General features: G+C 67.6%; 6 protein-coding genes (1 of these 6 only partly in view). 3 read left to right on the forward strand and 3 right to left on the reverse strand.

Annotation, left to right across the window (positions count from 1 at the left end; translation table 11 throughout):
• The 3 genes from Q7514_RS22525 to Q7514_RS22535 all read right to left on the reverse strand — a co-directional run.
• Window positions 1-19,165: the 5' portion of a non-ribosomal peptide synthase/polyketide synthase gene (locus Q7514_RS22525; RefSeq protein ID WP_330135489.1), read on the reverse strand. It extends 14,336 nt beyond the left edge of the window; 19,165 of the gene's 33,501 nt are visible here — the first part of the coding sequence; it begins with the start codon at window positions 19,163-19,165; its stop codon lies off the left edge, out of view.
• A 54-nt stretch (window positions 19,166-19,219) separates the two neighbouring features.
• Window positions 19,220-20,398 (reverse strand): alkane 1-monooxygenase, encoded by a 1,179-nt coding sequence (locus Q7514_RS22530; RefSeq protein WP_330135620.1) that lies wholly within the window; start codon window positions 20,396-20,398, stop codon window positions 19,220-19,222.
• Between the two features lie 276 nt (window positions 20,399-20,674).
• Window positions 20,675-20,878, reverse strand: coding sequence for a cold-shock protein (locus tag Q7514_RS22535; protein WP_054717809.1), 204 nt, complete (start codon window positions 20,876-20,878; stop codon window positions 20,675-20,677).
• 162 nt (window positions 20,879-21,040) lie between these two features.
• Between Q7514_RS22535 and Q7514_RS22540 the strand changes: the two genes are divergently transcribed.
• The 3 genes from Q7514_RS22540 (at window position 21,041) to Q7514_RS22550 (ending at window position 24,914) form a co-directional block, all read left to right on the forward strand.
• On the forward strand, window positions 21,041-22,306 hold the full coding sequence (locus Q7514_RS22540) for a pyridoxal phosphate-dependent aminotransferase (protein WP_330135490.1): 1,266 nt from the start codon (window positions 21,041-21,043) through the stop codon (window positions 22,304-22,306).
• Window positions 22,307-22,616: 310 nt separating this feature from the next.
• Window positions 22,617-23,876 (forward strand): YibE/F family protein, encoded by a 1,260-nt coding sequence (locus Q7514_RS22545; protein WP_330135491.1) that lies wholly within the window; start codon window positions 22,617-22,619, stop codon window positions 23,874-23,876.
• A gap of 153 nt (window positions 23,877-24,029) precedes the next feature.
• The gene (locus Q7514_RS22550; protein ID WP_330135492.1) at window positions 24,030-24,914 is read left to right on the forward strand and encodes a hypothetical protein; all 885 of its coding nucleotides are present in this window, start codon (window positions 24,030-24,032) and stop codon (window positions 24,912-24,914) included.
• Window positions 24,915-24,931: the final 17 nt, after the last annotated feature.

Raw genomic sequence — 24,931 nt, forward strand, 5'->3', positions numbered from 1 at the left:
GCACGGCCTGCGCGAGACGCGGAGTCAGTACCTCACCCGAGCAGTACACCTGGCGCAGCGAATCCAGTTGACCCTCGCGCGCCACCGCGACGACCTCGCTGAGTACCGACGGAACGAAGTATGCCGAGGTCACGCCGTGTTCTTCGATGGCTGCGGCAAGGTAGGACGGATCGCGGTGTCCGTCCGGTGACGCGACGACGAGGCGCGCACCGGCGGTGAGCGGCCACCAGAATTCGCGACCCGACGCGTCGAACGTGAACGCGGTCTTCTGGAGGACGGTATCGCCGACCCCGAGTCGATACCGCTGCTGACGCCAGTCGATCGCGACCGCGGCCTGCCCGTGCGGAACCGACACACCCTTGGGTCTGCCGGTGGAGCCCGACGTGAAGATCACCCATGCAGTGTTCTCCGGACGCAGCGCACCGATCCGCTCCGCATCGGTCACCGTCGTGTCGGCCACATCCGTGAGTTCGACCGTGTCGACGCACAACACCGGTACGTCGCTGAGCGTGGTGAGCGTCAGGTCCGAGGTCGTGACGAGGAGAACGGGTGCCGCCATCTCGAGGACGTACTCGTTGCGCTCGTCGGGCAGGTCCGGGTCGATCGGGACGTAGGCGCCACCGGCCTTGACGATCGCGTACATCGCGATCAGCTGGTGCAGCGACCGTGTCATCGCCAACGCGACGTGGGTCTCGGGTCCGACGCCCAGGGAGATCAGGTGACGCGCGAGCCGGTTCACGCGCGAATCGAACTCGCGGTAGGTGAGGGTGACGTCGTGGGCCACCACCGCGATCGCGTCGGGCGTCCGCTGCACCTGCGCGTCGAAGAGGCTCGGCAGGGTCCCCTGCGGCGCGGTGCCGTTCCAGGTGGTGAGCAGTTCCGCGCGCTCGGTGGGCCCGAGCACGTCGATGGTCGAGACTCTGCGTTCGGGTTCGTCCACCACGGTCCGCAGGACACGTTCGAAGCGCCCGGCGATCGTCTCTATGGTGGAGGAATCGAACAGTGCTGTTGCGTAGGTGAATTCGGCGACCATGCCAGTGATGTCTCCGGCGTCGTCGTAGGTTTCGCCCATCGTGAGCTGCAGGTCGAAACGTGCCTCGGCGAAGTCCACGTCGAGGGCGCTCATCCGTACGTCGTCGAGTTCGAACGCGGTGTGCTGCATGTTCTGCAGGACGAGCATGACCTCGAACAGCGGGGTCCGTGATTGCGAGCGCACGGGTGCGAGGACGTCGACGAGGCTTTCGAACGGTACGTCGGCGTGCGCGAACGCCGTGAGATCGGCGGTGCGGACGGAGTCGAGGAACTCGCTGAACGACCGGTCCGGGTCGACGTCGGTGCGCAATACGAGCGTGTTGACGAACATCCCGATCAGGTCGTCGAGTGCCGCCTCGCCGCGTCCTGCAACGGGCGTGCCGATGGTGAGATCGCGGCTGCCCGACAACGTGGACAGCAACACCGCGAACGCAGCGTGAATCACCATGAACAACGTCGAATGATGCGCTCGGGCAAGTTCGTCGAGCCGGTCGCGTAGGTCGCGGTCGATCGCGACGCTGCGACGCGCGCCCTGCTGCGAGCGGACCGCGGGACGCGGACGGTCAGTGGGCAGGTCGAGTTCCGCGGGCGCTCCGGCCAGTGTCTCGGACCAGTAGGCGACCTGCCGCGACACGACGCTCGCCGGATCGTCTTCGGAACCGAGCAGTTCGCGCTGCCAGAGCGCGTAATCGGCGTACTGCACGGCGAGCGGTGTCCACGCCGGGCGCTCACCGGCAGCGCGGGCGGTGTACGCGACCATCACGTCGCGCATCAGCGGCGCCATCGAGTAGCCGTCGCCCGAAATGTGGTGGACGACGAAGACCAACACGTATTCGCCGCCACCGAGGTGGAACAGCCGTGCCCGCACCGGGACGTCGTGGGTCACGTCGAACGCGCGCGCGATGAATTCGGTTGCCAGCGAGACGACGTCGTCGTCGGATGCCGGAACCGGGTTGAGATCGAGAGTCACTGCGCGCGGGGCCAGAACACGCTGGTGTCCGGTGCCGTCGACCTCGGGGTAGACGGTCCGCAAGATTTCGTGGCGATCGATCAGGTCGGCGACCGCGGCGTCGAGCGCATCGACATCGACGGTGCCGGACAGACGCACCGCGATCGGGATGTTGTAGGCAGCCGAATCCGGAACGAACCGGTTGAGAAACCACATCCGTTGCTGTGCCGGCGACAACGGCACCGGTTCGGGGCGTTCCCCCGCCACGAGCGGGAGTCGGTCTGCACCCTCGGTCTGTTCCAGCACTGCGACGGCGAGGGTTTCGACCGTCGGGTGCTCGAAGAGCACCCGCACCGGGATGGTGGTGCCGAGTTCGGCACCCAGGCGCGCGGTGACCCGTGTTGCACTCAGCGAGTTACCGCCGAGCGCGAAGAAGTCGTCGTCGACGCCCACCCGGTCGAGTTCGAGTACGTCACCGTACACACCTGCGACGATCTGCTCGACGGGTGTGGTGGGCGCGCGGAACTGTGTCGTTCCGAAGGTCGGCGCGGGCAGAGCACGTCGGTCGACCTTGCCGTTGACGTTGAGCGGCAGCGCGTCGAGCACCACCCAGGCCGACGGCACCATGTAGCTCGGAAGTCGAATGGCCAGCGCCTTCTTCAGGGCGTCCGTGTCGAGTGCCCCGTCTCCCACGACGTATGCCACGAGTTGCTCACCGAGGCGCGGATCGCGGTGGGCGACGACCACGGCCTGGGCCACGGTGCTCTCGTTGCGCAGCGCGGTCTCGATCTCCCCGAGTTCGATACGGAATCCGCGCACCTTCACCTGGAAGTCGGTGCGGCCCAGATACTCGAGGGTTCCCTTGTCGGTCCAGGTCACGAGGTCGCCGGTACGGTACATCCTCGTTCCCGGGGTGAACGGATTCGCGACGAAGCGGTCCGCGGTCAGATCGGCGCGTCCGATATAGCCTCGGGCCAACTGTGCGCCCGCGAGGTACAACTCGCCCGGCACACCGACCGGTACCACCTGGAATCGTTCATCCAGGACGTACAGGCGCGTGTTCCATTCGGGTCCGCCGATCGACACAGTGATGGTGTCGTCGTCCGTCACGTCGTGGCAGGTCACCGACACGGCAGCTTCGGTGGGGCCGTACAGATTCGACAGGGTCGGCTCGGGTGCTGTGCTGCGGATGCGCTGCGCGAGATCGGGCGGCAGGGCCTCACCGATCGCGAGCACACGACGCAACGATGCGGGGAGCTCACCTTGCGCTGCGAGTGCTTCGAGCATCGACGGAACGGCGTGCAGGGTGGTCACCGCGGAGTCGTGCATCAGTGCCCCAAGGTAAGCGGGGTCGCGGTGACCGTCGGGTTCTGCGATGACGAGCCGCGCCCCGGAGACGAGCGCCGACCAGAACTGCCACACCGACAGGTCGAAGGTGGCCGCGGTGGCGAGCAGCACGGCGTCGCCGGTGCCGAGCGCGAACTGTTCACGCTTCCACTGCAATTGGTTGGCGATCGCGGAGTGCGACACCGCGACACCCTTGGGGCGGCCCGTCGACCCCGACGTGAAGATCACGTATGCGGTGTGGTCGGGTCGCAGTGGCGCGACACGTTCGTTGTCGGCGACGGGTGTCGCGGGAAGATCGCTGGGTTCGTCGACGCGCAGCACCGGATGTGTTCCGGTGTCGAACGTGTCGTCGGTGGTGAGCACACAGACGGGTGCTGCGATGTCGAGGATGTAGGCCGTGCGGTCGGCGGGCTGGTCAGGGTCGAGCGGCAGGTAGGCGCCGCCGGCCTTCGCGACCGCATACATGCCCACGACGAGTTCGACGGAGCGACGCATACCGAGCGCCACGACGGACTCCGGTCCGACACCCGCGGCGATGAGGCGACGGGCCAGCCGGTTGACGCGCGCGTCGAATTCGGCGTAGGTCAGCCGCGTGCCCGGTGCGTCGAGGGCGGGCGCGTCGGGTGTGGCCGCGACCTGCGCGTCGAACAGTGACACCAACGTTGCCGGCGCAGCGTCGTGGTCGGAGTCGTTGAAGTCGTGGATGATCCGACGGCGTTCGGTGTCGGGAATGATCTGCAGGTCGCCCACCGCGGCGGCCGGATTCGCGACGAGCGCTTCGAGCAGACGCACGAACCGGTCGGCGAAGACGGTCACGCCGGCCTCGTCGAACAGCGCGGAAGCGTAGGTGACGAATCCCGACATGCCGGCCGCGGCGCCCGCCTCGTCGTACTCGTCCTGGACGATCCAGTGCAGATCGAACTGCGATGTGCGGTGCTCGAGTTCGATGGGCGCAATGCTCAGGGCCGGCAGCTCGATGGACGTCGGGGCCACATTCTGGAACGAGAATCCGACCTGGAAGAGCGGATGCCGCGCGGTCGAGCGCGGCGGATCCAACACTTCGACGAGCCGCTCGAACGGGACGTCGGCGTGGGCGAACGCCTGCAGATCGCTCTCCCGCACCGCAGCGAGCAGGTCGGTGAACGACGAGTCCGCCCGCACATCGGCGCGCAGCACGAGGGTATTGACGAACATACCGACGAGATCGTCGAGTGCGGACTCACCGCGACCCGCGATGGGGGTGCCCACCGCGATGTCGCCGGTACCCGACAGGCGAGACAGGAGCACGGCGAGGGCTGCGTGAACCACCATGAACGGTGTCGCGTGGTGGGCGCGAGCGAGGTCGACGAGACGCGCATGCAGTGCCGCGTCGATCGAGAACTCGATCTGCGCGCCCTCGTACGACTGCGCCACCGGACGCGGGCGATCGGTGGGTAATTGCAGCAGGTCGGGCAGGCCGTCCAGCGTGCGGCGCCAGAAGTCGAGCTGCCGGGTCATCACCGAATCGTGGTCGGCTTCGTCGCCGAGTACGTGTCGCTGCCACAGGGTGTAATCCGCGTATTGGACGTCGAGCGGGTTCCACGCCGGAGTGTCCCCTGCGACCGCCGCACTGTAGGCGACGAGGAGATCGCGGACGAACGGCGCCATCGACGAGCCGTCGGCGCAGATGTGGTGCGCCGCCATCGCGAAGACGTGATCACCGTCGGCGCGTTCGAACAGTCGTGTCCGCAGAGGTACCGCGGCGGTGACGTCGAACGGTTGCACCACGAAATCGACCACGGCAGAGAACAGCGAATCCTCGCCGGGACGTACGATATCCAACTCGGGGACCGCCTGCTCCACCGGAAGGATGAGCTGCTGTGGGCCGTCCGCCGTCTCGGGGTAGACGGTACGCAGGGTTTCGTGACGCTCCACGACACGGGTGATCGCGGCCCGCAACGCGTCGATGTCGAGGTCGCCACGCACGTGCAGGACCATCGGCAGGTTGTACGCCGTCGAATCGGGGTCGAACCGGTTGAGGAACCACATCCGCTGCTGCGCGAGCGACAGCGGGATATGTTCGGGCCGATCGTATTTCACCAGAGGAGGCTGTGATCCCTCGCCGGCGGTGTGCGCTGCCACCGCAGCGAGCGCACTCACCGTCGGGTTCTCGAACACGGCCCGCACCGGGACGGTGGTGTCGAGAGCCGCGCCCAGTCGTGCGACGAGTTGGGTGGCGCTGAGCGAGTTGCCGCCGAGTTCGAAGAAGTCGTCGTCGAGGCCCACGCGGTCGGTTCCGAGCAGGTCGGAGTAGACCGCGGCGACGATCTGTTCGACGGGTCCCTCGGGTGCCCGGAACGCACGCGTCTCGAACCCGGGTACGGGCAGTGCCTTGCGGTCGAGCTTGCCGTGCGTGGTGATCGGCAGAGCATCGAGAACGAGGATCTGCGCGGGCACCATGTACGCCGGGAGTTCGCCTTCCAGCCGGTCGCGGATCTGCTGCGGATCGACATCGGCCCCCTCCGCGGGCACGGCGTAGCCGATGACGCGGTCGCCGGTGTGCGGGTCCGAATGCACGACGACGATCCCCTGCGCGACGTCGTCGCCGCGGGTGAGGGCGGCTTCGATCTCACCGAGTTCGATACGCAACCCACGGACCTGGACCTGCGCGTCGCTGCGGCCGACGAAGTCGAGGTCACCGGTGATGGTGCGTCGCACGAGGTCGCCCGTGCGGTACATGAGGTCGCCGGTGAACGGATTCGCGACGAATCGGGAGGCGGTCTGGGCGGGGCGACGATGGTAGCCGCGCGCAAGACCGGCACCCGACAGGTACAGCTCACCGATGACGCGGTCGGCGACGGGCTTCAGCCGGTGGTCGAGCACCACCGCACCCGAACCCGCGATGGGGGTACCGATGGTGATGGCGTCGCCCGGCGTCAGCGGTTCGGTGGCTGTGATGATGATGGTGGTTTCGGTGGGGCCGTAGCTGTTGACGAACCGGCAGGTCGGGCCGAATCGTTCGACGAGTTCGGGCGGACAGATGTCGCCGCCCACGACCACGGCTTCGAGCTCCGGCAGGTCGCCGGCAGTGAGGGTGCCGAGCGCCGCGGGCGCGGTGAGGATGTGCGTGACGCGTTCGCGTCTCAGCAGGTCGGTGAGCTCGGCGCCGCCGACGATCTCCGGCGGGGCGACCACCATGGTGGCGCCGGCGGAGAACGCGGCGATCTGTTCGAACACCGAGGCGTCGAAGCTCGACGACGAGAACCGCAGCATCCGAGAAGTCGTGCCCAGGCCGAGTTCCGATCGATGCTCGGCGGTGAACGCCGCCAGACCTCGGTGCGTGACGACGACGCCCTTCGGGGTGCCGGTGGAACCCGACGTGTAGATCATGTACGCCGCGGACGACGCCGTAATCGGCGGCGCAAGTGGAGTATCAGGCTGGTCGTCCGCCTCGACCGACAGCCACTGCACATCGGAGGGGCCGGCACCGATCCCGACGCTCGCACCCGAATCCGACAGCAGATATTCGATGCGCGCCGTCGGCAACGCCGGGTCGATCGGCACGAACACGGCGCCGGTCTTCACGACCGCCCACACTGCGACGATCGCATCGATCGATCGCGGGAACGACAGTGCCACCACGGTTTCCGGAAAGACACCGCGTCCGAGCAGCTTGTGGGCGAGCTGGGTGGAGGCGCGGTCGAGTTCGGCGTAGGTGAGCGTGCGGGTCCCGTCGGTCGCGGCAATACCGTGGGGGTTCGCAGCGACACCGGCGGCGAAGATGTCGGGCAGCAATCGGACCGGCAGTGCAGCGGGAATCGCGTGCGCGAGGGCATGGACGGTCTCGGCGTCGTCGAGTAGCGGCAGGTCGCCCACGGTGAGCGTCGGGTCGGATGCGATCGCGCGAAGCAGTCGTGCCCACCGGTCCGTGAGGGTTGCGGCGGTCGCGGAGTCGAACAGATCGGTCGCGTAGGTCAGCGACGCAGCGAGTCCACCATCGTGGTCACGGAGGGTGAATTCGAGATCCACCTTGGCAACGTCGATACCGGGGTCGAGGGGTTCCACCGCGAGGCCGGGCAGCTCGAGGATTCCGGTGCCCTGGTTCTGCAGCGACAGCGACACCTGGAACAGCGGTGCGTGTGCCTGCGAACGGACGGGGTCGACGGCGTCGACGATCTCCTCGAACGGCACGTCGGCATGACCGAATGCGGCAAGGTCGATGTCGCGGACCTGCTCGAGGAACTCGGCGAATCCGGTGCCCGGATCGATCCGGGTGCGCAACACGAGGGTGCCCACGAACATGCCGACGAGATCGTCGAGCGCGGCCTCCCCGCGACCGGCGATGGGCGTGCCCACGCTGACGTCGTCGGTGGATCCGAGCCTGCCGAGCAGCACAGCGAGCGCCGCGTGCAGAACCATGAAGCGGGTCGCGCCGTGGCTGCGCGCGAGGTCGTCGAGGGCGCGCACGGTGTGGGCATCGATGCGGAAGTCGGTGCGGGCGCCGCGCTGTGAGGCGACTGCCGGTCGCGGGCGGTCGGCGGGCAGATCGAGCACCGCCGGCGTGTCGGCGAGCGTCTCGGTCCAGTACGCGATCTGACGCGCCGCGATCGACGCGGGATCCGACTGATCGCCCAACAGAGCGCGTTGCCACACCGCGTAATCGGCGTACTGCACGGCGAGCGGCGCCCACGCGGGCTCCGATCCGGACAGTCGCGCCTGGTAGGCGACGAGAATGTCGCGGGCGAGCGGCACCGTCGAGGCGCCGTCGGCGGCGATGTGGTGGACCACGACGGCGAGCACATGCTCGTCGTCCGAGAGCCGGAACAGCGCGCCGCGGGCGGGGGTCTCGACGGTGACGTCGAACCCGCGACCGGCGACGGCGACGATCTCGTCGTACAGCGTGTCGGCGGTGACGGCACGCGGGGTGAGATCGAGCGGTGCGGCGTCGACCACCACCTGGTGTGGGTGGGTCTCGGTCGCCGGGAACACCGTGCGGAGGGTCTCGTGCCGCTGCACGACGTCGTCGACCGCCGCCTGAAGCGCGTCGACGTCGAGGTGCCCGGACAGACGCACCGCGACGGGGATGTTGTAGACCGGCGACGTGGAGTCGAACCGGTTGATCAACCACATCCTCTGTTGTGCGGGCGAGAGCGGGATGTGTTCGGGTCGCGGACCTGCGACCAGTGCAGGACGGTCTCCCGTTGCGCTGTCGCGGGCCGCGACTGCCAGCGCCGAGACCGTCGGGTTCTCGAACAATGCACGTACCCCGAGCGACGAGTCGAGCCGCGCGATCACCCGCGTCGCCGACAGCGAGTTGCCGCCGAGCGCGAAGAAGTTGTCGTGCGCACCCACCCGGTCGAGGCCGAGTATCTCGGCGAATACGTCGGCCACGCGCTGTTCATCCGCGCCGCTCGGTTCGACGAATTCTGTTGCTGCGAACGCAGGCTCGGGGAGTGCGCGGGTGTCGATCTTGCCGGCGCCGGTGCGCGGGAAAGCGTCGACGACGGTGATCGACGACGGCACCATGTACCCGGGCAGCACCTGCGCGGCGTGCTCGGACAGCTCGGCCGGATCGACGGTGCCGGCCACGTACGACACGAGAGTGCCGGTCGCCTCGTGCGGCACGGTCACCGCCGCATCGACACCGGGATGTTCGGCGAGCACCGCGTCGATCTCCGACACTTCGATCCGGTGACCACGCACCTTGACCTGGAAGTCGGTGCGCCCCAGGTAGTCGAGGTGGCCGTCGACCCACCGGACGAGGTCGCCGGTGCGGTACATGAGCCCGCCGTGCAGCGGGTTCGCGACGAATCGGGATGCGGTGAGCGCCGTCCGCTCGTGGTAGCCGCGGGCGAGTCCGGCACCGTACACGTACAGCTCGCCCGGGACCCCGTCGGGAACGGGACGCAGCCGCGCGTCGAGCACTACTGCGCCGGTGCCGATCACGGGCCGGCCGATCCGCACGGGTTCGCCCGTCGTCATCGGCCCGAAGTGGGTGGCCATGATGGTCGACTCCGTCGGGCCGTAGGCGTTGAACATCTCCCGTCCCGGCGCCCACCGTTCGACCAGCGATGGCTCGCATGCCTCGCCGCCGACGACGACTACTCTGATCTGTTCGAGCCGTTCGGGATCCAGGGTCGCGAGGGCAGCCGGGGTGAGGAACAGGTGTGTCACCGACGCGAGGTGTTCCTCGAGTTCGGTGCCGCCGTACACGTCGGTCGGGATCAAGTGGAGTATGGCTCCACCGCCTACGGCCATGAAGATCTCGAGCAGCGACGCATCGAAACTCGGCGACGCGAACGCCGCGACCCGGTCGCCGGGCTGCAGCCGGTAGTGGCGCTGCTGCTCTGCGACGAACGCGGCGAGTCCGCGGTGTGTGACGACGACGCCCTTGGGCACGCCCGTGGACCCGGAGGTGTAGATGAGGTAGGCGCCGGCGTCCGGACACGGCACGCGACCGGTGATCGGCCTGTCGTCACCGCCGGTATGCGGCGACACCCAGGTGATGTCGCCGGGCAGCGCGGAGTCGGCAACACCCAGGCGCGCACCGGAGTCGGTGAGCATGTGTTCGATGCGCGCCGCGGGGTAGCGGGGATCGACGGGCAGGTACGTGGCGCCCGTCTTGGCGACGGCCCACAACGCGATCACCGAGTCCACCGATCGCGGTACCGCCACCGCCACGACCGATCCGGGCGCTGCCCCGGCGTCGATGAGGTTGCCGGCGAGGATGTTCGAGCGCCTGTCCAGCTCGCCGTAGGTCACGGCCGCGGAGCCGGAGACGAGCGCGAGAGCCTCGGGGTCGGCGGCGGCGTCGGCGAACAATCCGGGCAGCGACCTGTACGGGGCACCCTCCGGCGCCTGCAGGAGCGCGATGCGTTCGTCGTCCGTCAGCAGATCGACGTCACCCACTGCCGCCGACGGATCGGTCGCGGCACCCGAGAGCACTCGCACGTATCGCTCGAGCATCGAGGCGGCCGTGTCGTCGTCGAACAGGTCGCGCGCGAACGTCAACGCGACGGTCGCGTGGTCGTCGTGCTCGGTGACGGCGAATTCGAGATCGAACTTGGCGATACCGAAATCGACGGGAAGCACATCGATTTCGAGTCCCGGCAGCGACACGGACGTCGGGCGGGGGACTTCGAGCGCGAGGACGGTCTGGAACACCGGGTTGTGCGAAGTGGCCCGCGACGTGCCGAGTGCGTCTACGAGCCGCTCGAACGGCAGGTCGGAATGCGCGTAGGCGGCGAGGTCGAGGTTGCGCACCCGCGCGAGCACGTCGGTGAACGACTCGCCGGACGCCACCGACACGCGCAACGGGAGTGTGTTGACGAACATGCCGATGACGTCGTCGAGGTTCGACTGTCCGCGACCCGCGACCGGTGTGCCGATGGTGATGTCGTCGGTGCTGCTCAGCCGGGCCAGCAGCGCTGCGAGGGCGGCGTGCAGCACCATGAACAGCGACGCACCGCTGTCCCGCGCGAGTTCCTCGAGCTGCGAGTACAGCCGAGGGTCGAGTTCGGCCGAGACGGTGCCGCCGCGGAACGACGGGACGGCGGGACGGCGGCGGTCGGTGGGGACGTCGGACACCTCGGGGGCTCCGGCGAGGGTGTCGCGCCAGAAGTCGAGCTGACGGGCTCCGAGCGAGTCGGGGTCGTCGACGCTGCCGAGCAGGTCGTTCTGCCACATCGCGAAGTCTGCGTACTGGACGGGCAGCGGTTCCCAGGTGGGGGCGTTGCCGAGGACGCGGGTTCCGTATGCGGCGACGAGATCGCGGGCGAGGGCCTGCATGGACCAGCCGTCGATCGCGATGTGGTGCACCACCAGCACGAGCACGTGGCTGTCCAGGAATGCGCCCTCGGCGCTGCTCTCCCGCAGCACTGTCAACGCGACGGGCGGAGCGAGGGTGACGTCGAAGCCGCGTCCCACCACCGCGCGCAGCCGCTCCTCGAGCGGAACGTCGAGCGGTTCGACCGCGGGAGCCCGGCCGGCCTCGGCAACGGGCAGAACCTGCTGGTACGGGCCGTCTTCGGAGTCCGGGTAGCGGGTGCGCAGCGTCTCGTGGCGGCCGACGATGTCGATCACGGCGGCGCGCAGCGCCTCCTCGTCGAGCGCACCGGTGAGCCGCAGTGCGACCGCCACGTTGTAGGCGCCGGAGGTGGGGTCGAAACGGTTGACGAACCACATGCGGGCCTGCGCGGGCGACAGCGGGATGCGCTGGGGGCGCGGTCGCGCGGTCAGCTGCGGTCGGCTGTCTTCGCGGCGGCCGTCGATGATCTGCGCCAGTCCGGTGACCGTGGGATTGTCGAACAGGTCGCGTACCTGCAGGCGCGTGCCGAAGTGGTCGTCGAGTCGGGCGAGGAGGCGGGTCGCGGTGAGCGAGTTGCCACCGAGGTCGAAGAAGCTCGTCGTCGCTCCGACTCGGTCGTGGCCGAGGAGTTCGGCGATCACCCCGGCGACGAGATGCTCGGTGCCCGACGCCGGTGCCACGTGTTCGGCGGATCCGAACTCGGGTTCCGGCAGAGCTTTTCGGTCGAGTTTTCCGTTCGCGGTGACCGGCATCGCGTCGAGGGACACTGCCAGGGTCGGGACCATGTGTCGTGGGAGTCGCGACTCGGCGTGCGCGAGCGCCGCGTCGCCGTCGCCGACCACATACGCGACGAGGTGTTCGCCGGCGGTGTCGTCGCGATGCAGCACGACGACGGTCTGGGTCGCGGTGTCGTGCTCGAGCAGTACGGCTTCGATCTCACCGAGTTCGATGCGCTGGCCTCGGAGCTTGATCTGGAAGTCGCTGCGGCCGACGTATTCGAGTGCGCCGTCGGCGCGCCACCGGACCAGGTCGCCCGTACGGTACAGACGACCGTTGCCTGCGGGGTCGGCGACGAACCGCTCCGCTGTCAGTCGCGCTGCGCCGTAGTATCCGTTCGCGAGCTGCACACCGCCGAGATAGAGCTCGCCTTCGACCCCGATGGGCACAGGCCGTAGGCGCCCGTCGAGCACCCGCACCGACGTGTTCCATACGGGCGTACCGATGGGCACCGGAGTCTCGCCGGGCACCGTCGCGTGGGCGGTGACGTCGACGGCCGCCTCGGTCGGCCCGTACAGGTTGTGTACGGGCACGCCGAGTGTCTCGGCCACCCGCGACACGCTCGCGGCGGTCAGCGCCTCACCGCTGGTGAAGATCTGCCGCAGACCGACGCACCGCGACACGTCGCCTTCCGCGAGGAAGACATCCAGCCCTTCCGTGAGGAAGACATCAAGCATCGACGGGACGAAATGGACGGTGGTGACCTGATGCTCGTGGATCACCCGAGACAGGTAGCGGGGGTCGCGGTGTCCGTCCGGGGTCGCGAGCACCATCGTGGCGCCGGTGATGGTCGGCCAGAACAACTCCCACACCGAGACGTCGAAAGTCGCGGGAGTCTTCTGCAGGACGACGTCGTCACCCGTCAGCGGGTACCGGCCCTGCATCCACTGCAGCCGGTTGACGATGCTGCGATGCGAGATCGCGACACCCTTGGGCCGCCCGGTGGAGCCGGAGGTGAACAACACGTACGCGAGGTCGCCGGAGTGCAGGGGTCTGCGACGATCGGTGTTCGTGACCGCACTGTCGGAGAACGACAGCGCGTCGGGCAGCGCGTCGAGCACGCGGGCGGGACGCGCCGTGTCGAGCACATGCGCGGTGCGTTGCGGGGGCTGATCGGGGTCGATGGGCACATAGGCCGCGCCGGCGGTGACGATGGCGTGTATCGCGACGAGCTGCTCGAGCGACCGCCGCATCGCGACCGCCACGAGGTCGCCGGAGCCGATCCCGTCGGCGATCAGCGACCGCGCGACCCGATTCACGCGTCCCGCGAACGATGCGTAGCTCAACGCGCCGCCGCCGTCGACGACGACCGCGGTGTCGTCGGGCGTGCGTGCCGACTGCTCACCGAGCAGATCGGGAAGGGTCTTCGCGGGCAGCGCGACGTTCTCACCGCGCTCGAAGTTCGAGATCACATCGAGTTCGCCGGGCACGAACACCTCGACGTCGCGGACGTGCGTGTCGGGATGCGCGACGAACGTTTCGAGTACACCGAGCAGTCGTTGCACGATCCGCTCGACGGCGGCGCGGTCGAACAGGTCGGTGCGGAAACGTACGCTCAACCGCAGGGTGGGTTCGAGGATCGCCATCACGGTGATCGGGTAGTGCGTCGCGTCGCGGGCACCGATGTCCGTCACGTACATCCCGGCGAGATCGGTGGTCTCGTCGAATCCGGCGCGGTCGACGGGGTACGACTCGAAGACGGTCAGCGTGTCGAAGAGAGTTCCGGCGCCGACGCGGCCCTGGATCTCGCTGAGCCCGATGTGGTGATGCTCGAGCATCGCGACCTGGTCGTCCTGCACGCGTCGGAGCAGGCCGACGACGGTGTCGGACTCGTCGAGCCGGACCCGCACGGGCAGGGTGTTGATGAACAGGCCGAGCATGTACTCGACGCCGGGCAGCTCGGCGGGGCGACCCGACACGGTGGCGCCGAACACGACGTCGTCGCGCCCGAGCATGCGCCCGAGAACGAGCGCCCACGCCGTCTGCACCAGGGTGTTGACGGTGACGTCGGTGTCGCGGCGGTCGACGAGGCCCGTGCGCAACCACGCGGGCAGCTCGACGTCGATCTGCTCGGGATCGACGTCGAGCACCTCCGCGGCATGCGGGGAGACGAGCGTGGGTTCGGTGAGCCCGGACAGCGCGTCGACCCAGGCCTGCAGCGACCGGTCGCGGTCCTGGACGCTCCACCACCGGAGATAGTCCCGATAGGGCACGGGTTCGACGAGCGCATCGGGTGAGACGTAGCAGGAGAGCACTTCTCGCACGAGCAGCGGCATCGACCAGCCGTCGAGGACGAGATGGTGGTTGGTCAGCACCAGCACCGAATCCGCACCGGTACGCACGAGAACGGCCCGCAGCAGCGGCGGACGCGCGGTATCGAACGGCGAAGTGCGCTCCGAATCGAGCACTCCCGCAAGATCATCCGGCGCCACCGACATCTCGCGCCACGGCACCTCGACGTGGTCGAGCACGACCTGGGCGGGCACTCCGGTGTCGTCGTGGACGAACGCGGTGCGCAGGTTTGCGTGCCGGGCGACCACGGTCTCGATCGAGGCACGAAGCCGTGCCGCGTCGATGCCGCCGGTGAGGTTCAGGGTGAGCTGAGCGACATAGACGTCGAGCGACCCCACAGCGAGCTGCGAGTGGAACAGCAGGCCCGACTGGAGTGGCGGAAGCGGCCAGATGTCCTGCACGCCGGAATATTCGGATTCCCACTGTTCGATCTGACTCTGACTCACCGACACCAGCGGCACGTCGGAAGGAGTGAGACCACCCGCGTCGGGCCCCTCCACGTGTGCGGCGAGGGCTTCGAGAGCGGTGAGCCAGCGTGACGCGAGGTCGGTGACGAACTCTGCCGACACCACCCGCGGAGCGTACGCGAAGGTCGCGGTCAGATGAGGACCGTCGGGGCCGTCCACCACCATGGCGTTGATGTCGACGGCCGAGGACACCGCGAGCCGGGAGGTGCGTGTCGGGTCGAGGTCGACCTCTGCGGGAACCCAGCCGATATCGCGGATCTCCTCGGGAATGTGCCCGGAGGTCAGGCGTCCGAGATAGTTGAACCCGACCTGCGGGACACCTGATGCGGCGAGGACGGGGCGTGTCTCGTCGTCGAGATGACGAAGGATGCCGTATCCCGCACCGTGATCCGGGACGGCGGCGAGCTCTTCCTTGATTGCCTTGAGCACCGCTCCCGCGGCGGGACCGCCCGCGAATGCGTCGTCGAGGTCGATCGACTCGGGCACGGCGGGACGCACCGGATAGACGCTGGTGAACCAGCCGACGGTGCGCGCGAGGTCGGCACCCTCGTGATCTCGGCCGTGGCCTTCGAGCATGATCGGCACTGCGCGGTCGTACCTCGACAGCGCCAGCGCAAGCGCGGCGATGAGCCCGTCGGCCGTGCCCGAACGGAACACCTCGGGCAATCGAGTGAGCACTGCGGCGGTGGTCGCGGGGTCGAGGTCCACCCGTACGCGCTCGGTGGTCGCGAGTGTGTCCACCCGCGGGTCGAGTTCACCGATTCCCGGAAGCGGCGTCACTGCATCGAGTGTGCGCTGCCAGAATCCGAGTTCGTCGGCGTGTACGCCGTCGCGGGCATCGGAGTGCAACGCGTACGCCCACCGGCGATAGGAGGTTCCGCCCTCGGCCGGTACAGGTTCGGTGTTCGCAACGATCTGCATCCATGCCTGCGCGAGGTCGGGCAGCAGCACGCGCCACGACACACCGTCGACAACGAGATGGTGCGCCACGAGCAGCAGCCGACCGTGGCCTTCGGCAGCGTCGAACCACACGCACTGCAACATCACGCCCGCAGCAGGGTCGAGACGCTGTGCGGCCGAGTCGCAGTGCGCGTCGACGAGATCGTCGGCCGACGCGGCGTCCGGAACGGTGATCCGCTCGATCGCCACCGCACCGCCGGGATTCTCCGCCCAGACCTGCCACGTGTCGCCGGTGAAGGTCGAGCGCAGGATCGGATGCCGTGCCTCCACGGCGGTGAGTGCGACGGTCAGCTGATCGTGGGTCAGGTCGACGGGGGTCGTCACCAGCACTGCCTGCGCGAATGTCGAATAGTCGCCGCGGCCGAGCATCTCGTGCACGATCGGAGTGAGGGGCACCGGGCCCACGCCACCACCGTCGAGTTCACTGAGGACCGCGTCGTCGGACACGGCCGACGCAACGCGGGCGAGCGCCGCAATCGTCTTGTGTTCGAAGATTTGTCGTGCCGTGATGTACAGGCCGGCGTCCTTCGCGCGAGCAGCGAACTGCATTGCGACGATGCTGTCGGCGCCGAGCGCGAACAGCGAGTCGTCGGCGCCCACCCGTTCGACATCGAGCAGTCCCTGCGCAACCTCGACCAGCACGCGTTCGGTGTCGGTGACGGGAGCGCGGAACTCGGCCGAGGCGAACCGCGGTGCGGGCAACGCAGCACGGTCGAGCTTGCCTGCGAGAGTGACAGGCACGTCGTCGAGTTCGACGACGGACGCGGGCACCATGTGCGACGGAAGGGTGCGTTCCACTCCGCGGGTCAAGGCCTCGGCGTCGAACACTGCGCCGGTATCCATCACCACATACGAGACGGGAACGACGGAGTGCCCCGTATCGTGGACGACGGTGACCGCGTAGTCCACCCCGTCGAGTGCGAGCAGCGCCGAGTCGATCTCGCCGAGTTCGATGCGGAACCCGCGGATCTTGACCTGGAAGTCGGAGCGCCCTACGAAGTCGAGTTCGTGATCGGCGGTCCAGCGCACCTCGTCGCCCGTGCGATACAGCCGGCTGCCGGGGTCGAACGGGTTCGCCACGAACCGGTCCGCGGTCTGCCCCGGACGATTCAGGTAGCCGCGCGCGAGCCCGGCACCGCCGATGTAGAGCTCGCCGACGAATCCGACGGGCACCGGCCTGAGCCTGCGGTCGAGGACCACGGCCGTCACCCCGTCGATCGGGCTTCCGATCGTGATCGGTGCGCCGACGGTCAGCGGGTCGCCGGCGGTGACGACGATGGTGGTCTCGGTGGGCCCGTAACTGTTGACGAAACGGCACGTGTCGCCGAAACGGGCGACGAGGTCGGGGGTGCACACGTCGCCGCCGACCACGACGGCCTCGAGATCGTCGAGGCCCGTGGGGTCGACGGTGGTGAGCACCGTCGGCGCCGACACGATGTGCGTGACCCGGTGTCGACGCAGCACCTCGGCGAGAGCGTCCCCGCCCATCACGTCGGCCGGCGCCACCACCATCGTGGCACCCGCGCTGAACGCCTGCAGCATCTCGAAGATCGACGCGTCGAAACTCGCCGACGAGAACCGCAGCATCCGCGATCGGGATGTCAGGCCCAGCTCGGGCCGCGCTTCGGCGGCGAACGTCGCGAGCCCGGTGTGAGTGACGACGACGCCCTTCGGTGTTCCCGTCGAACCGGAGGTGTAGATCATGTAGGCCGTGTGGTCGGGGCGCAGCGAAGGCTGTGCGAACGACTCGACGGACCGATCGGCCGTGATCGGATCGTCGACTGCGATCCAGCGCGGCCCCTCGGGCAGCTCACCGATTCGGGCACGTACTGTAAGCCCCAGCCGCACACCGGAATCGCGCACCATGTAGGCGACACGTTCGGCGGGCAGTGCCGGATCGATCGGCACGAACGCGGCGCCGGTCTTCGCCACCGCCCACATCGCGATGATGGCCTCGGCGCTGCGGTCCATGCTCAGCGCGACGAATTCCTCCGGCCCGGCACCGGCGGTGCACAGTATGCCGGCGAGCCGGTCGGCGCGCTCGTCGAGTTCGCGATACGTCAGTGTGCGATCGCCATCGAGAACGGCGGGTCCGTCGGGATTGCACGCCACACCGTCGGCGAGCAGATCGCGTAGTTGGCGTACCGGCCGAGCGGCCGGCCCGTGCGCGGGGACGAGCGCGGCGCGTTCGTCGTCGTGCAGCACATCGAGTGTCCCCACCGGCCCGGCGGTCGAGACGAAGCCGTCGAGGAACTCCACGAACCGTGCGTGGTGCGACCGCAACTCCGCACGCGAATAGAGGTTCGGGTTGGCCTCGAAGTCGATGTGGGCGGGGACATCGGCGTCGCTCGGATAGATGTTGACCGAGAGGTCCTCGACGGGCCCGGTGCTGAGCACATGCAGCGTGCCGATGGCGTCGCCGAGACGGACCTGCCCCTGGAACATCATGATGTTCACGGCCGGCCCGAAGAAGCCACGGTCGGCACCGCTGTTCCCGGTGTCGCGACCGTAGCCCGTGTCGCGGCGCATGTCCTCGTGCCGGTACCGCTGGTGGCGCAACGCCCCGGTCAGTTCGAGCTGAACGCGTCGCATGAGATCGGCGGCGGTGTCGTCGGGCCCCACTGTCATCCGGATCGGGACCACATTGGAGACCATGCCGCCGGAGCGACGCAGTTTCGCGGTGGTGCGCGCGGAGACGGGCAGGCTCAGCACCACTTCGCGTTCGCCGGTCACCCGAGACAGGAACGCCCCGAACGCGGCGACCACCACCGTCGCGAACGTGGTGTGTTCGTGCTCGACGAGCAACCGGTCGACGGCCTCGGCCACATGATCGGACAGCGGTGCACTCCACCGCACCGGATGCGACCCGACGGGAGCCGCGCGTCCGGCGAGACTGATCGGGTGCGGAAGATTGCGGATCCGCTCGGCCCAGTGGCTACGGTCGGAATCGAACCGGGTGGACGCGCGGTAGCGCGCTTCGTCCTCGACGATGTCGGGCAGCGCGCTCACCCCGAAGGGTGCGGGGTCGCGACCTTCGACCACCGCGGTGTACCGCTCCGCTGTGCGGTTGCTGAAGGTCATCGCGCCGAAGCCGTCGAGAGCGATGTGATGGATGCGGGTGTAGATGAAATGACGCCGGTCGGCGACACGGAGGACAGCGCACACGATGAGCCGGTCGCGGAGCATGTCGAGTGGCGCGGCCCACTCGGCCCGGATCCATGCGATTGCGGCCGCTTCAGGGTCGTCCTCGCCGCGCAGATCGATGATCGTGGCCCGGTCGTGGAGGGTGTCGTCGATCACTTGGAGCGGCTCGCCGTCGATCTCGTAGAGCCGGAGCATGCCCGTGCCGATCTCGCGGGCGGCCTCCGCACCGGCGTCGGCGAAGATCTCGGGCTCGAAGTCGCCGTGGACATCGAGGTACTGGGCGATCGTCAGCGGCACATCGCCGAGTAGGTGTTGCGCGAACCAGATGCCCCGTTGGGCAGTGGAGAGAGGGAAGCCCTCGAGCGAGGTGTTGCCCTCGTGATGTCCATCAGACCCGAAAACCGCTGACACTAGCCTCCCACCCGCGCGTTCCCCCAGAGCTGCGACGCGATCGTTATCGCAAACTCATCTTCCTGTTACAGGATTACTGGGCTGTCCGTACCGCGCAACCAGTGCATCCACTTTATCCGGATCCATATTGATTCGACTCAGATCGTAGTCGTAATGCTCGAGAAGCTTCGGATCGATGACACGACGCCACAACGGCGGGAACAATGCCAGGATGATGAGCACGGCATATCCCGCAGGAAGCTGCGGCGCGTCACCCATCGACCGCAACGTCTGGTAGCGACGCATCGGGTTGGCGTGGTGGTCGCTGTGCCGCTGGAGGTTGTACAGAAACAGGTTCGAGCACACATGGTTGCTGTTCCAGCTGTGCTCGGGAGCCACACGCACGTATTTCCCGTCGTCACGCTTGCGTCGCAGCAGTCCGTAGTGCTCGAGGTAGTTGGCCCCCTCGAGGAACATGATCGCCATGACCGCCTGAACCACCAGCCACGGTGCGATCTGCCACCCGAACGCCGCGATCAGTGCCGCGTACAGGAACACGCTCATCAGCCACGCGCTCAGGATGTTGTTGCGCTTCGGATTCCACATCGACACCCCCCGTCGGGCGAGTCGCGCCTTCTCGTACTTCCACGCCGACGTCAGGCTCCCCACGACGGACCGCGGCAGGAACTTCCAATAGCTCTCCCCGAACCGCGCGGTCGCGGGATCTTCCGGGGTCGCAACACGGATGTGGTGTCCGAAATTGTGCTCGACGTAGAAATGACCGTAGAACGACTGGGCGAGAGCGACCTTCGCGAGTCGTCGTTCGATCTTCGTTCGCTTGTGGCCCATCTCGTGTGCCGCGTTGATTCCGACTCCACCGACGATGCCGAGTGTCGCGGCCGACGCCAAGTGTTCGGCCCAGCCCATCGGCTGCGACACCCACATCCAACAGCCGAAGACCAGGCCCGCGTACTGCAGCGGCAGGTACACGTACGTGCAGCGCCGGTAGTACTTGTCGTTTTCGAGGTCGTGCATGACCTCTTCGGGTGGATTACTGGTATCGAGCCTCGTGAAGCGGTCCACCAGCGGGCAGATGACGGCGATCATGATGGCGCCGGTCGCCCAGAAGACGCCGAGATGCAGATAGCGGACCAGCAGCCACGCCAAGAACGGACTCAGTGGGATGGCCAGACCGTACAGCCACATATACCTCTTGGGATCTCGCCACTGATGCCGACTCGTCCTCTGCTGCATGTCTTGCGCAGCAGAGTTTCCTCCCCGAATTACCGACACGATCAACCCGCTCCATGCCACTCGGGAGAATCCCCCGAGCATGATTTGCTTGCCCACAGAAACAAGCTGGTCTCTGTGACCCCCCGACGCGGGTAGATGTTACCGAAGCTCGCCTCACCTGCAGCAACCTCATGCGGGTTTGTGCGCCAACGCACACAGCGGCCCCACCTCGGCCTACACGACGGCGGCGTTGCATCTCACGATGCAACGCCGCCGGCAGAAAAGCTGTGGGTCGAGTCAGATGACGCGGACGCCCTGAGCCTGCGGCCCCTTCTGTCCCTGTCCGATCTCGAACTCGACGCGTGCGCCCTCATCGAGGCTCTTGAAGCCCGAGCCCTGGATCTCGGAGTAGTGCACGAAGACGTCTGCTCCGCCGCCGTCCTGCTCGATGAAGCCGAACCCCTTCTCTGCGTTGAACCACTTGACTGTTCCCTGCGCCATTCCGAGTACTCCTAAATCGTCCCGCTTCATCACCCCGACGAAGCAGATCTTGCATGGAGCCCCAATCATTGCACTGATACGGACAAACGTCGCCCCTGAGTTTCGACTAATTTCGCGTGTCGCGAAAAACCGGGTGAAAACCGTTTGCTCGACAGTGGCACGATGGTCCCCGTGAACAACGAGGATCAGGGCCAACTTCACCATCGAATGACACGCACACTCGAGCAGTCGTCGAAGCTCCAGAACGTGCTGTACGAGATCCGTGGGCCGGTACACGCCCACGCCGCGCGCCTCGAAGCCGAAGGTCACCGCATCCTCAAGCTGAACATCGGCAACCCTGCACCGTTCGGATTCGAAGCCCCCGACACGATCGTGCAGGACATGATCGCGTCGCTCCCGCACGCGCAGGGCTACTCCGAATCGCGCGGGATCGCCTCCGCGCGCCGCGCGATCGTCACCCGCTACGAGCTGGTGCCGGGCTTCCCCAAGTTCGACATCAACGACGTCTACCTGGGCAACGGCGTGTCCGAGCTCATCACCATGACGATGCAGGCGCTGCTCGACGACGGCGACGAAGTCCTCATTCCCGCGCCCGACTACCCGTTGTGGACGGCGATGACGTCCCTGGCAGGCGGCACGCCCGTCCACTACCTGTGCGACGAGACGAACGACTGGAACCCGGACATCGACGACATCGAGTCCAAGATCACCGAGAAGACCAAGGCGCTTCTCGTCATCAACCCGAACAACCCGACCGGCGCGGTGTACTCGGCGGAGATCCTCGCCCGGCTGGTCGCGCTCGCCCGCAAGCATCAGCTGCTGCTGCTCGCCGACGAGATCTACGACAAGATCCTCTACGACGACGCCAAGCACATCTCACTGGCGACGCTGGCCCCCGACCTGCTGTGCCTGACGTTCAACGGCCTGTCGAAGGCCTATCGCGTCGCCGGGTACCGGTCGGGCTGGATGGTCATCACCGGCCCGAAGGAGCATGCGTCCGGGTTCCTCGAGGGCATCGACCTGCTCGCCTCCACGCGACTGTGCCCCAACGTCCCGGCGCAGCACGCGATCCAGGTGGCGCTCGGTGGCTACCAGAGCATCGACGATCTGGTGCTTCCCGGCGGGCGTCTCCTCGAGCAGCGCGACGTCGCGTGGGAGCGTCTCAACGCGATCCCCGGCGTCAGCTGCGTCAAACCGCGCGGCGCGCTGTACGCGTTCCCGAGGCTCGATCCCGAGGTGTACGAGATCCACGACGACGAACGACTCGTCCAGGATCTGCTGCTGCAGGAGAAGATCCTCATGGTGCAGGGCACGGGCTTCAACTGGCCGAACCACGACCATCTGCGCGTCGTCACGTTGCCGTGGGCACGCGATCTCGCGGTGGCGATCGAGCGATTCGGCAACTTCCTGTCCAGCTACAAGCAGTAGGAATTGTTGCCAAACGGAGATCTAGGCAGTCGTGGTTCGAAAAGTACCAGGTCGGAACGGGTCAGCTCTAGGTCGACATGGGGGATTTGTCCGAGGGTGATCAGACCCACACCCTGATCTGCTTCCCGGATTGGTGAAACTACAAGTAACTTGGTTTCCGGCACCTCGAGTGCCGGGCTCCCTGGCTCACGCCATCCCCCCCCTGTGCGAAGCCAGGTGAAGGTGGCGGGGACACCCCCTGCTCCCCGCCACCACCAGCCCTTTCTCCCCCAGCGCAGAACTCTCGCCGATCTATGGCTAGCCTGTTGCGGTGAGTCACGGACACGGGCACGGACACGGCCACTTCGAAGGCCCGGCTCCCCTGGCCCCTCTCGCCGCCAGGATCGTCGTCGGCCTCCTCGTCGCAATCGGCGCGGTGGTGCTCGTGGGCACAGCGATGTTGTGGCCGAGCGAGCAATCCGTCGACATTCCCGCACCGTTCCAGACCTCCGACGGCGGCGCCGTTGTCACCGAGGCCGGCACCGTCGTCGAACAGAGCACCGGGTGGTGCGGAAGTGCCTCGATGGGCCGGGTGTTCACGGGTCAACCTGCTCCCCCGTCGACCGAATCGTTCGAATGCGAACGCAGTGTCATCGATATCGAGTCGGGCCCCAACACCGGTACCCGCACTCTTCTCGAGGTCATCCCGGGCCCTGGCCAGCCCGAACTGCACACCGGCGATTCGATCCGTCTGGTACGCCAGACCGATCCGTCCGGCGCGACGGTGTACTCGTTCTACGACTTCGCCCGTGGGCTGCCGCTCACCCTGATCGTCGCGGCGTTCGCGATCGTCGTCGTCGCGGTCGCCCGGTGGCGCGGCCTGCGTGCCCTGATCGGGCTCGGTGTGGCGTTCGGTGTGCTCGTGCTGTTCATGCTCCCCGCCTTGCTCGACGGACAGCCTGCAGTCCCGGTCGCGCTGGTGGGTGGCTCGCTGATCCTATTCGCGGTGCTCTATCTCGCGCACGGCGTCAACCTGCGAACGAGTTCCGCGCTCCTCGGCACCCTCGCGTCGATGGCCCTGGCGGCAGTGCTGTCGTACGTCGCGATCGAGATGACGCATCTGACGGGCCTGTCGGAGGAACAGAACACCGACGTGCAGCTCTATATCGAGCAGGTGTCGATCACAGGGTTGCTGCTCGCCGGTTTCATCATCGGTTCACTCGGTGTGCTCAACGACGTGACGATCACCCAGGCGTCGTCGGCGTTCGAGCTCGCAGGCCTCGACCCGCGTGCGTCTCGTCGGGAGATCTTCGTGTCGGCGATGCGCGTGGGGCGCGATCACATCGCCAGCACCGTCTACACCCTCGTCCTCGCCTACGCCGGTGGTGCACTGCCGCTGCTGCTGTTGTTCTCCGTCGCGGGCCGGTCGGTGTCGGATGTGGTCACCGGCGACGCCGTCGCCATCGAGGTGGTCCGCGCGTGCGTCGGCGGTATCGCGTTGACGCTGTCGGTGCCGCTCACCACGGCTATCGCCGCGGTGCTCGCCCGCACCGGTGTCCCTGCCGCTCCCGCCGGCCGTCACTCACGCTGACGAGACAACTTTCGTCCGTGTGCGGGTTTCCTCAGGTCTTGAGGCTACGGGAATCCGGGTGGGTGGTGGAAGGATTTATCCACAGGCGCCCCGGCTATCCACAATGTCGCCTTTGCGCGGTATTTCGCGCGGGATTTCGGGCAGGCTCACGGCATGCCGGAGCCCACACCGCTCACCCGAGCCCTCCTCCGTTCGCGCGGCGTCTCCGACGACCGCATCACCTACGCGATTCGGAACGGACGTCTCGCGCCATTAGCGCGCGGACTGTATCTCCGTCGCGCCGACTACGACGCGCTCGACGCCGTCGGCCACCATCGCGTCCGGGCCAGGCATGAAGGATCCCGGCTCGAACCGGGCCACGCGCTGAGCCACGTCTCGGCGGCACTACTCCACGGCGTCGATGTGTGGGACGTCGACCTACGTCGGGTACACGTCTCGGGCAGCAAGGGGCGTGTGACCGAAATCCTGCATCGGCACGAGACCCAGTTCTCCGACGGAGACGTCGTCGACATCGGTGTTCCCGTCACCTCGATCGAGCGGACGATCGTCGACCTTGGCCGGTCGCTGCCTTTCGAGCAGGCCGTGGTCGCGGGAGATGCCGCTCTGAGACTCGACCCGTCCGCGCGTGATCGACTTCCCGGCGCCGTCGCCGCCGCATCATGGGCCCACGGCGCGGCGGCAGCCCGCGCGGTCGCGTCGTTCATCGACGGGCGTAGCGAGAGCGTGGGTGAGTCCCGGTCGCGTGTGCGTATCGCTGAGTGCGGCCTGCCGGCGCCGATCCTGCAGCAGGCCGTCCAGGCCCGCAATGGATGCACCTACCGTCTCGACTTCTTCTGGAGGGACAGCGGGGTCATCGGCGAGTTCGACGGACTCGGCAAATACGACGACCGCCGCGACTTGGTGGCAGAGAAGCGGCGCGAAGACGCCCTACGCGCCCTCGGATTCCAGGTCGTTCGCTGGACGTGGCGCGATCTATACCGGTTCGACGTCGTCGCAGCCGAGATCGCGCGCGCCGGAGACGGGCGAAAGCGTGCGTGACGGGATTCTTCCACCAC

Origin of the sequence: Rhodococcus artemisiae (assembly GCF_036327795.1) — a bacterium.
GTDB lineage: Bacteria > Actinomycetota > Actinomycetes > Mycobacteriales > Mycobacteriaceae > Rhodococcus > Rhodococcus artemisiae.